We start from the raw sequence: 11,690 nt of genomic DNA, 5'->3' as shown, positions 1-11,690 counted from the left end.
TGGTTTTATTCGTTGTTGAAGTTAGCTAATATTATTTATTTTTTACAGTACTTCACAGAATGATAATAAGCAAAAATTTAAAGAGCCAGTGCATTTGAAATCCCCGATTTAAATCTATAATTTCGGCGCAAAGGGGGATTTGATGAAATTAACACGCGAGCAGCTACACATTATACATTCGAATACACATATTAAAATTAATGCTGTAGCGGGAGCTGGTAAAACAAGTACACTCATAGCGTATGCAAGCAATCGCCCTAAAAACAGCCGAATTCTTTACTTAGCGTTCAATAAATCCGTAAAAATAGAAGCTATCAAGAAATTTGCTGAGATGGGTCTTGATCATGTCACGGTAGAAACGGCTCATGCATTGGCCTATAAACATGTAGTCTTCCAGCATAATTATGTCGTTAAAGCACAAGCTTACAGCACTGCTGAAATTGTAGAGCTTCTAGGCCTTGGCGCTATTGGGCAAGGTCATCAAGCCTTTGTCGTAGCCAATCACGTAAACAAATTACTTAGTTTTTTCTGCAATAGCGATAAGAAGCGTGTTCAAGATCTGGACTACTGCAACACGATTATTGATCCAGAAGCACGTCAATTTGTGGAGCATCATTATGACTTCATCGTACAGCAAACACGTCTATTTTTAGCGAAAATGGACAAAGGATTGATTCCCATTATTCATGATTTCTACCTCAAGAAATTTCAGCTGCTGAGCCCGAATCTCCCTTATGATTACCTTCTTTTCGATGAGGGTCAAGATGCCTCGGCGGCCATGCTGGATGTATTTTTGAAGCAAAAGGCAATTAAGGTTATTGTGGGCGATACGCATCAGCAGATTTACAGTTGGCGTTATGCCGTCAATTCACTTGAAAATACACGCTTCGATGCGACGAACTTATCGACAAGCTTTCGCTTCAACCAAGATATAGCCGAATTGGCGATGCATATTTTAAAATTCAAGCGTCATATCAAGCCGTTCGACCCTTTGCCTATAAAAGGAAAAGGAACGAGTACTTCCATTAAAACGAAAGCCATTATTGCGCGTACGAATATTGGCTTATTGCTAAAGGCCATTTCTTATATCAGCCAACGGAAGAGTATAAAGCATATCTACTTTGAAGGCAATATAAATACATATACCTATGCCGATGAAGGCGCTTCGCTTTACGATGTGATGCATCTTTTCTTTGGACGCAAGCATTTAGTTCGCGACAAACTGCTACTGGGCATGCGTAATGCTAACGAGCTACGTGATTATATCGACCAAACAGGCGATAGACAGTTGCGTATGATGTTGGATATTGTGGAAGAATATGGCGAAAAGATTCCTTCTTTATTAAATATGCTTAAAGAAAAGCATATCAAAGATGACAATAAAGAGCGTGCAGATATTATCTTTTCCACGGTGCACCGCTGCAAAGGTATGGAGTATGATACGGTGCAGCTAGTTAATGATTTTATGAGTGAAGAAAAGATTAAAAAGCTGGTAGAATCGTCCGTGATGGACCATAACATGCGTTTAAAACTCAACGAAGAGATTAACTTGCTTTATGTCGCTGTCACACGTAGTAGAAATCGTGTCTATGTCCCTGAGTCTTTATTTCCGAATGTACGCTTTGAATCCAAGCATATTTACAAACTCAAGACTGGCGCAGTGAATACCGCCAAAGGATAGGCTGATAATTCGCAGCCTTGATTCTAACCGTTATTGTCAGAATCAAGGATATACTTCATTGATTTTACGCAAGAAATATATGCTGCGAATAGGTTAAAGGTTAGTTAATAAGATAAGGCAGGTTTACTACCTTATCTTACTGTTAATTTTTAAAGTTTACGGCTATTACAACTCTGGATATAGCACAAATTCAAACAAGCTTTCTCTCGTTAAGTATTTCTTCGCTAACGCTTGAATTTCTACTTTGGTAATGCTTTTCACCCGATCATCAGCCGTAAATACGCGTGCTGGATCTTTCTGATCAATTTCACTACCTAATAAGTAAGATAACCAGAATCCATTTTGACGCAACACTTGCGAGTTACTCAACAGCTTTTCGGCGATAAACTTATCGATATCTGCTTGCTCAGGCCCTTCTGTTTTGATTTTATCAAGTTCTTCTAATACCGCAGCACTCAGCTTTTTCACTAAGTTAGGGTCTGTCGTAAAAGAAATGTTTAGACCATAGCGCTGACGCGGATGTTTAACGACCGATGGGGATGCGCTAACGCTATACACGCCGGATTCTTTTTCACGTAGACGTTGTGTTAATTTCACCGTTATGCAGCTTCCTAATGCATCCATCAACATATTGTCACGGTCATTAAAATCATAGTCTCCTAGGTAAGCCATAACGACCGTAGACTTCTCTTCATGGCCTTTATGGATATCCATTGAAAAGCCTTTTGCCGGTGGATAGGTACCATTATCAACAAACTGTTCTTTACGTCCTAAGCTTGGTAATGTTCCTAAATATTGCTTCGCATAGGTTTCCATCTCTTCAAAATCGAAATTCCCGACAATTACGAAAGTGAAATCAGATGCATCCGCAAAACGATCTTTGTATATTTCCCAAGCACGGTCTAGGTTGATCTCATTAATCTTTGCTACAGTAGCTCCCGTTTTCCGTGGATCATTATTATACAACACTTTACTTACCGAATCGGTAAAGAATGTAGAGACATTATTGAGTCTATTTTCTAAAGCCAATTTAGACTTTTCGATATTTGACTCATTTAAGTCGCGGTCTAAACGAGTTTGTGTGAAGTAAGCTTGAATCAACTCGAACGTTGTCTTCAGATCTTTCTTTATGGTAGCCGCTTTAATACCTTCACCAATCTCACTGATGTAAGGTGCTACCGATAGACTTTTACCATTCAAATAACGTGAAAGCTGCAAGGAGTTGAAGGGGCCTAAACCGCTAGAACTCACAATAGAAATTGCGTTTACCGCAGACTGATAGTCTTTCAACGGGTATAATGAGAATCCACCAGGACTGAAAGATGTGATTTGTATCTCATCATTCTGAAAATCCGTTGGCTTCATAATTACCTTTACACCATTACTCAAGACAATCGTTTTGGAGCCTACCGCATCATTTTCTTTACGCTCGACAACCGTTGCTGGCGCTGCAAGGTTTACGACAAGTGCATCAGCGACAACTTCTTCCTGATAAGGGGTAGCTTTTACTTTTGCGGCTGTGTTGATCCATTGTAACAGTTGTTTTTCTGATGGCAAATCACCTTCTTGATTTTTCGGAGCGATGAGTACCATATCTCTATTTTTACCATCCGTATACAAATGCGCATGCTTTGCTATATCTTTCAACTGAACAGATTTGATATTTTCCGTCATGATTGGAAGAATATAGTCGAAAGACGGCGCTGGTTTATCCTTTAGAAAGTAGGCTAATATTTCGGACATGTAGGCGTCCGAACGTTTTTTATCTTGTTCCTTCTTGCTATTTTCTAGGGATGTCAAGTAGCTGGTTTTAGCACGCTGCAATTCAGCTTCTGTAAATCCATACTGACGTACCTGCTCAAAAGTCTCATACACGGCAAAGATACTCTCCTTCAATAAGCCTGGTTTTGGAGATATACTAATGGAGTGCGTTTCTAGGCCCCCAAGTAATTCACTCGTTCCAAATCCTGCAGAAAGGAAAGGTGTGGTTGCTTTACGTGTCAACTCGCCTAAGCGCGTATTTAGCAAAGATGTAAAAAGACCTCGCTCCAAAGCGACCTTAAAATCAGCGTCTTTCGTAACGGCAAATGCAGGTACTTTATAACTTATTTGAAGGCTCAATGATGGAATCTCCTCATCGGTAAATTGTAAAAACTGATTTTTACCTGTCAGCGCTACATTATAATATTTACGTGCTGGAGCATTCTTAGGATTTTCTAAATCTGAGAATAAACGAATAACCTCTTTCTCGATAGCCGCTTCATCAATATCACCAACAACAATCAAGGCCTGCAAGTCGGGTCTATACCAATCGTTATAAAAATCACGTATCTCCTTGTAGTCGAAACTTTTCAAAACTTCTTCTGTTCCGATTGGCATTCTATAGGCGTAGCGTGACTTATTGGTCAGCATAGGGAAGCTTTTCTCCAACATACGTGCAGAAAGACCTCCACGCTGTCTTTTTTCCTCTAAGATAACCCCTCTTTCTTGATCAATTTCATCCTCTTCGAGTAAGGCACCGTGTGCCCAGTCGCGCATAATAACGAGACCTTGCTTCAATAATTCAGGATTGTTGCTTGGCAGTGGCAACTGATAAACGGTCTCATCAAAGCCCGTATAAGCATTCAAATCTGCGCCAAAGCGTATACCTGAACGTTGTAAGTAATCGACCAATTCATTTTTTGGAAAATGAGTCGTCCCATTAAAGTTCATATGTTCTAAAAAGTGCGCAAGCCCCAATTGCTTATCATTTTCTAAGATAGATCCAACTTTATTCGCTAGATACATAACCATACGGTCTTTAGGTTCTACATTTTTCAATATAAAATACCGGAAACCATTGGGCAATACGCCTGTTTTTACCTTTGGATCCAAAGGAATTTGTAGGCTTGACCCTTGTTTAACATAGGATTTTGTATTAACATCCTTTTGGGCATAAGTTGCCATGCTGATAAACAGCATAGCAGCCGTACCAAATACTTTTACTTCTCTCCAGTATAAGTTCATTTTTATATAGCTATATATTTTTAGTTATTCAATAAATCTAGGATCCCCTCATTACGGATAATGATCATACCGTGTTTATCTGCACTGATTCCTTCCAATGCCTGATAGGTATACGTGGGTACTTGATCAACCATCACGGTTGGCATATATCGGAAGGAAACCGTATTATTTTCTTTGGCGATTTCCTCTCCCACTTCAACGATATGTGTGGAAATAATAAAAAAGGTGTTCTTAAAAGTTACGAAGCTCTTTGTTACTGCTAAAGTAGCATCAAAGGCATCTTTTACATTTGTACCCTTGAAAAGCTCATCAAAAAGAACAAAAAGATGCTTCCCTTGGCTTACCTGCTCTGCTATGGTTTTGACACGCATCACCTCGGCATAGTAATGACTAAAACCTTGCTGCAAGTTGTCATTCACATTAATGGATGTGAAAATCCCTTGCCTCACGGAAAAGTGCATTGATCGTGCCGCTACGGGAAATCCCATATGTGCCAAGTACAGATTTATACTCGCCGTCTTCATAAAGGTAGATTTACCGGCCATGTTTGCTCCTGTCAAGAAAATTAGATTGTTTCCTTGCTTCATGTGGATGCTATTGCCGACTCCTTTTTCCAATTTAGGATGCCTTCCTTCTTCAATCGCTAAAACCGCGGCCGATTGGCTTAACGCCTCGGCGTAGCAAAATCCTCTTTCATTAGCAATAGACGCTACACTTTGATATACATCTATTTCATAAATTAAGTCGACTAACTCAAGAATTTTATCAGCATATTGACTCAGGTTGTAATCACAATTTACGGTATCCTTCCAGGTAAAGTCATCTTGACGAAGCGTAGCTAATAAGCCCTGCTTATGGATAAGATTTAACAAATCGTTAGCCCAGTTCAACCGTTCGCCAAAAGCACCAGCTTCCACGTGGAGCTCAGGTTTTTCAAAGTAACTTTTTAAGACTTTCAATACCCGAAGGCTGGCTAATATTCCGACTATAGTTTCTTCATATTTCTCGTCTTTAACAATCTGCTGGGCTACTTTATGTGAAAGAACACCTAGTGCAACAGCGATCTTGCTTGTCGCTTTGCGACTCGCTATATAGCGTTCAAACAACGAAAAATCGGCTTCATCAAGTTCCAAAACCAAACCATGACGAGCAAAATACTTGAATAGATGGGAACGATTGTTAATCTTCTCCGGATTAACAAAGGGTTCATGAAACCATTTTTCCAATAATATTTCTCCACCTTTTGTTCGCGTACGATTAAATAAAGAGAAGATAGAATGTGGATCAAATCGGCCCAATAAGTTAAGGTCCTTTTGCGTTTGTGCATCCGTCAGAAAAGCAGCTTCTTGTTGGGCAGGCGTATTCGTTTGCGCACCGTCCAACATTTCTAAGATTCCTTCGTTATTGATAATCAACATCCCGTGGCGATCGGCCGTCACTCCTTCTTGTAGCTTGTAGGTATACACCGGTTTACTACCCTCCATGACGGTGGGTAGGTATAAGTACTGAATACCTGAAGTCGCTGCCTTAAGGTCGTCGGCCGCTTCAATAATATGTGTCGAAATCACAAAAGCACTAGACTTACGAGCGGCAAAAGCTTTACTAAGCTCTACCGTTCCCTCGTAAGCATCTTTAACATTGGTGCCTCGGAACAACTCATCAAACAACACAAAAATGCGTTGTCCCTGAGCCACCATTTGTGCCACTTTCCTAATGCGCTTTACTTCCGCTAGGAAGTGGCTATAGCCCATATCCAAATTATCGGATAGGTTTATACTACTAATCAATCCATCAAAAACAGCAAATATCAACGACTTTGCTGGCACTGGAAAACCAATATGTGCAAGATAAACCCCTATTCCAACGGATTTCATAAACGTGGATTTCCCTGCCATGTTTGCACCCGTAAGGAATACCAAATTGTCGTTACCATCCATCGTCAACGAGTTGGCTTTCGCATTGGGTACCTGCGGATGATAAAGCCCGTCTATCGCTAGGTAAACAGCATCTTTATTTGTTAATGTATCTCTATCAATTACCGTAGGCAGTGCAAATCCTTTTTCACGCGCTACCGTTGCAACCGATACCCAAGCATCTAGCTGATAAATATGCCCGAACACTTTGAGAACCTGTGCTCTTTTCTTAAACCGGTACAAAGCATCATAAGCACTCAATTCGTCGAATGTTACTTTCTGCTTCAGCTCTGGAAGTCTCAAACCATCCAACTCCTCAAACAAGATGTCCATATCCCCCATTATCTTGGTGAAATAGGTATCCTGCTGATTCATCTTAGCTAAGAATGCGCGCATCGTGGCAAATGTATCTAAGACAGCCTTAGCGCCTTCCATCACCAATTTCGTTTGCGTATCTACGCCTAAAACCTTGTTTAACGCCGAATCATGGCTGGCCTTCTGTCCACTCAAACGTGTTCTTTCGTCGGCATTATCGAGGTAGGAAGAAGCGGCATCGAGCATCATTCCTTCGAAAGGAAAGGCGATCTGGTTTGTTAAGAAATACCGAACAATCGCTATACGCTCGGCTATGGCCGTGGCGTCCGACATGGGGTTATCCATGATTTCATCTAGAAAATCGGTTCCTCCACGCGTTTTCGTTCGTGTGAAGAATTGTTTTAAGGAAGGCTTTCCTCCTGTGGAGGAAAAGCCTAAGTCACTTAATGTCTGCTTATCGGTGAAGAATCTCATCGCTTCTTTTTTCTAAATCTATCTACGCTTACGTCTAATCAAAATGATGGTAGCAGCTAATAATAAAATTACAGGAATAGCTACGGTAAGTATCATTTTCAATATTTTCAATCCTTCTTTGGTAGCTTCCAAGATGTTGTCATCCGGCATTGGGCGGCTTACATCGACAGGAACTTTTCCATCTGATAACCAGTTAAACATAGCCGGAACGATATTAAAGTTAGAGGTTGGCCAACGACGAGTTTGTGGCATCAATCCACCATTGCTCAACGTTGTAGCATCGGAAAGGATATAGATACGTTGTTCTTTACCTTTTACTTGACGGGTCAATCCCATAGCTGTCGTATGCCAATCTACTTTCTCTCCTTTAGCTGGGTCGCAGGAAACGCTATCGTTTACAAAGTCAATAGTCTCTACTTCATTCCAAGTTTGCGCGGTATCCTTACTTGCGTATAGTTTTACGGAGTCTGTACGTAAAATTGGAACAACCTTAAATCCTTTATCTTCTTTTTTAATTAAAGAAGCTGCATTCTCCATCCCTATAAAAGCACGATTGTTTAATACTGTTGCGAAGTACTCATTCTGCGCAGCAGCTTCTGCTGTAGGTCTTGACAACACCACATTAGCTAACACATCTTGCTTCGGTTGTACCAAACGGCCTGGCAATACACCAATTCCGAAGTCAGCAATGAAATCGTACATAATCTGCGAGTTCGGCTTGAAGGCAATAAACATATTACCACCATTAGCGATGTACTGGTCAAGCTTTTGTTTCTCCTCTGGCGTTAGTGGCTTTTGCAAATCAGACACCACGATGATGTCTACACCTTCAGGAATAGCTTTGCTTCCCGTTAGATCTAGATTCTCAACGTCACATCCTTGGTTTGTCAATGCGTAACGGAAAGTCTTTGCAGAGCTGAATTTCGAATAGTCGCGAATACGATCGCCCGTTAAACTAGGCTCGCCATGGCCTGTTAAGAAGCCTATGCGTGGCAACTTAGTAACCATACGTTTTAAAGCAGCTGTAATCTCTCCTTCGGAAGGGAATTTTTGGAAATCTTCATAGATACGTAAGAATGCTTTCTGCCCATTATCACGTTGTACCACACGAACGAACGTATTTCCTTCATCCGTTAGGTCAATTGTTTTTTTCAATTCCGCCGGAGGCATAAACAATTTAAAGTCTAAATCGCGCAATTCAGCAACTCCTTTAGCTTGATCTTCGAGCGACAATCCTTTAAATTTATTATCCACCCAAGGGTTGTTACTTGGCTTGTCGTAATAATAAACGTATTTCATTTTCGTCTCTGGCTTGAAGCGTACATACTGACGTAGACGCTCCATATCTTCCTTCACATTAGTCGGAATACCATGTACATACTCTCTATCCAACAAGTTTACATAGGTTGTAATCGTCAGGCCTCCATCTAGTTTTGCTACGACGTCTTGACTATTCGGTGTCAATGTATTGTATTTAAAACGTGTACCATCATAGTAAGCCATGATTTTCGGTCTCGATGTGATGTACCCCAAGGTCATAACAACCAAAGCTACCAGCGCATATTTACCCCACATGGCACCTTTCGTTTCAAACGTTTGGAAGGAACGAACTTTAAGAATACTGAAGGCCAAAAACATACCTGTTACGATGATGAAGTAAAGTACATCTTCGGTGCATATTAATCCTTTAGCAAACTCTAAGCTTCTTCCAGAAAGGGACAGCCAGTAGGTAATTTCACGAACAAACTCGATATCTTGCCATACCTTATTCATGTAGGCTAAAGCGGAAAGAACAACTAATGTTCCTAAGGCAGCAACCACTTGATAAGAAGTCAAACTAGACATAAACAAACCTATTGCCGAGTAGGCACAGATTAACAAATAAATCCCCAATACCCCAATAAGGACAGGTGTTAAATCGAAGTTCTCAACCGTGAAATAGCCGATAGTAACGTAAGCCAGTAGAATTAAGGTTAACAGGAAACCATAACTTATCATGGCTAGGAATTTACCAAAGATAATTTGTCGTGGATTTACGGGTGAAGAGAAAAGTAGCTTTATGGATCCACTACTATATTCTCGACTCATTAAGCCCATCGTCAATAAGGGCAAATAAAGGTGTAGATATTCTTGTACTTTTATCAGTAGACCAAACTGGCCACCGAAAATATTTGCTGACAACGCTATTTGCGGCATACCCGTCAATTGCATTTTCAACATTCCTTGCATAAGCTCCATAAAGACTAAGCCTGTCTGGAAACTAAATATAATCAAGATAAACCAAGCTATAGGCGAGTAGAATAGCGTAAAAAGCTCCGCTTTAGCAATTTTTAAAATCTTTCTCATTTATTTTTAAACTAGTATATATTATGATTTCTTTTTAGAGAGTCTAGCAAACACATCATCCATAGAGCTTTTCTCAATATTCAGCCCCATCAATCCCCAACCCAATCCTACACATTGTTCTGCTAAGCGCTGAACGGTATGTTTTTCACCGTCATAACGCAGACGAAAGCGTGTCGGACTTAAAGCCTCTAGATCATTGATGCCCTCGACTTTAAGAAGTATGTCTTCTGTTGGTGGGTTATCAAGTGTTATGACCAATGAATTTGGTTCTATATAGTTGTCGAACATCTCTAAGGTTCCAGAAAACACCAACTGTCCTTCATCGATCATTTTGATTTCTTGACACGTTGCTTGTACTTCAGAAAGGATGTGCGTGGATAATAAAACCGATCTCTCTGTTGCTATCTCGCGTATTAAGTGGCGCACTTCTAAAATCTGGTTTGGATCCAAACCGTTTGTTGGCTCATCAAGCACCACGAACTTCGGACTGTGCACAATCGCTTGTGCAATTCCTACACGCTGCTGATAGCCTCCAGAAAGGTTTCTTAAGAGTCTATTGCTGAAGTGAGCTACACCACAACGCTCCGCTGCGTCGGCTACTGCTTTTTTTACCGCATGCTTATCGTCCATCTTCAACTCGGCACAATAGGTAAGATATTCCTGCACCGTAAAATCAAGGTGCAAAGGCAGCTTCTGTGGCATAAATCCGATTTGCTTCTTCGCATTTACGGGATCTTGCTTCATGCTGATGCCATCGATAAACACCTCTCCTTTGGATTGTTTTAGTACGCCACAGATGATATTCATCGTTGTAGACTTACCTGCACCATTGGACCCCAACAAGCCGACAACGCCCTTGGAGTCAATCTCGAAACTGACATCTTTCACAGCCCATTGACTCGCATACTTATGCGAGAGATTCTCAACTTTTACAAGCGTATTTTGCATAATATTTATAAAATGAATTTTAAAGGTTTAGGTTCAAGGGGAGCACGCTACTCCCCTTTTTTCTAGTAGCGATCGTTCGCCATTGCGCGAACGTCGAAATTGTACTTCGTTTTAAAGTGGTTAATTAGAATATCGAACTTCTGCTTAATCAGCGGATATTTCAGATAAGGTGCCATCTCTGCATCCGTACGTTGGGTTAAGTTTAAGAGATAAGAACTCAAGTCATTGCTCTTGGCCGTCGTCCATGCGTAAGTACCATAATACCATTCTCCAGGATTACCTACAGCGGTATAACTACTTGGTAAGAATCCACGCGCACGATAAGCTTTTTGGTTATCTGAATTAACTACATTAACGGGCGTCGCAGGAACGGTAACATAATCGCTTACATTATAAAAGGCATTTGGAATATCCAACAGCTTATTAGCGATGTAATATTGCAACAAAGCCACTTGCAAATCATTTCTACGTACAATCTTATCAGCTTTACTCATGGTAGCTAGATTGGCATTCATCCCAGCAATGGTAATACCCTTTCCATTAATCTTTAGATTAGAGAATAGATACTCTTGCCCTGGGGGAAAGCCCGTTCCTGGTCTTCTACGTTGAATACGGTCTGCCATAATCACACGATAAAGTAAACCTCCTTTCTTTTTAAAGGATTCTGGATAATATTTCAACCAGATATCATTGATAAAATCCAACATCAATCCGACATGTTCTGGTTTTCCCAGAACGATAGAGTCAATAGAAGAGCTCGATCCTGTACCTGAAGATTGTGTCCATTCAAAATCCTTTTGGGTTACATTGTATAAGAAATAAGAACCATAGGTACCTTTTAACGCTAGTATACGGTCGTTATCTGCTTTTGAAGCACCTAACTGCGGTAGTTGGTATTCGTCATTTATCGCGATAGGTTCTCCAAGTTTATCTTTATCGGCACAGCCTCCCAATGTGAAGGCACAAAAAGCCAATAGTATGTAAATATTCTTTTTCATGGTTTAGGT

General features: G+C 40.5%; 6 protein-coding genes. 1 reads left to right on the top strand and 5 read right to left on the bottom strand.

Features of this window, described 5'->3' with window-relative positions:
• Nucleotides 1–142 precede the first annotated feature (142 nt).
• Nucleotides 143–1,681: a 3'-5' exonuclease gene (locus WH223_RS04145; RefSeq protein ID WP_340046269.1), complete on the top strand. Its 1,539-nt coding sequence runs from the start codon at nucleotides 143–145 to the stop codon at nucleotides 1,679–1,681.
• 165 nt (nucleotides 1,682–1,846) lie between these two features.
• Here the strand turns inward: WH223_RS04145 and WH223_RS04140 are convergent, their stop codons facing one another.
• The 5 genes from WH223_RS04140 to WH223_RS04120 form a co-directional block, all read right to left on the bottom strand.
• Nucleotides 1,847–4,687, bottom strand: coding sequence for a M16 family metallopeptidase (locus WH223_RS04140; protein ID WP_340046268.1), 2,841 nt, complete (start codon nucleotides 4,685–4,687; stop codon nucleotides 1,847–1,849).
• 20 nt (nucleotides 4,688–4,707) lie between these two features.
• Nucleotides 4,708–7,389, bottom strand: a complete 2,682-nt coding sequence (locus WH223_RS04135; RefSeq protein WP_340046267.1) for a MutS-related protein — start codon at nucleotides 7,387–7,389, stop codon at nucleotides 4,708–4,710.
• Nucleotides 7,390–7,407: 18 nt separating this feature from the next.
• The gene (locus WH223_RS04130; RefSeq protein ID WP_340046266.1) at nucleotides 7,408–9,735 is read right to left on the bottom strand and encodes a Gldg family protein; all 2,328 of its coding nucleotides are present in this window, start codon (nucleotides 9,733–9,735) and stop codon (nucleotides 7,408–7,410) included.
• Between the two features lie 21 nt (nucleotides 9,736–9,756).
• Entirely contained in the window at nucleotides 9,757–10,683 is a 927-nt protein-coding gene (locus WH223_RS04125) for an ABC transporter ATP-binding protein (RefSeq protein ID WP_340046265.1), read from the bottom strand.
• Between the two features lie 62 nt (nucleotides 10,684–10,745).
• Entirely contained in the window at nucleotides 10,746–11,681 is a 936-nt protein-coding gene (locus WH223_RS04120) for a hypothetical protein (protein ID WP_340046264.1), read from the bottom strand.
• Between the last annotated feature and the right edge of the window lie 9 nt (nucleotides 11,682–11,690).

Origin of the sequence: Sphingobacterium sp. MYb382 (assembly GCF_037572665.1) — a bacterium.
Taxonomy (GTDB): Bacteria; Bacteroidota; Bacteroidia; order Sphingobacteriales; family Sphingobacteriaceae; genus Sphingobacterium.
This window is presented reverse-complemented; position numbering and strand designations above follow the sequence as displayed.

Coding starts and splice junctions, on each gene's coding strand:
- WH223_RS04145 (WP_340046269.1), top strand. CDS start 143: ATGAAATTAACACGCGAGCAGCTACACATTATACATTCGAATACACAT.
- WH223_RS04140 (WP_340046268.1), bottom strand. CDS start 4,687: ATGAACTTATACTGGAGAGAAGTAAAAGTATTTGGTACGGCTGCTATG.
- WH223_RS04135 (WP_340046267.1), bottom strand. CDS start 7,389: ATGAGATTCTTCACCGATAAGCAGACATTAAGTGACTTAGGCTTTTCC.
- WH223_RS04130 (WP_340046266.1), bottom strand. CDS start 9,735: ATGAGAAAGATTTTAAAAATTGCTAAAGCGGAGCTTTTTACGCTATTC.
- WH223_RS04125 (WP_340046265.1), bottom strand. CDS start 10,683: ATGCAAAATACGCTTGTAAAAGTTGAGAATCTCTCGCATAAGTATGCG.
- WH223_RS04120 (WP_340046264.1), bottom strand. CDS start 11,681: ATGAAAAAGAATATTTACATACTATTGGCTTTTTGTGCCTTCACATTG.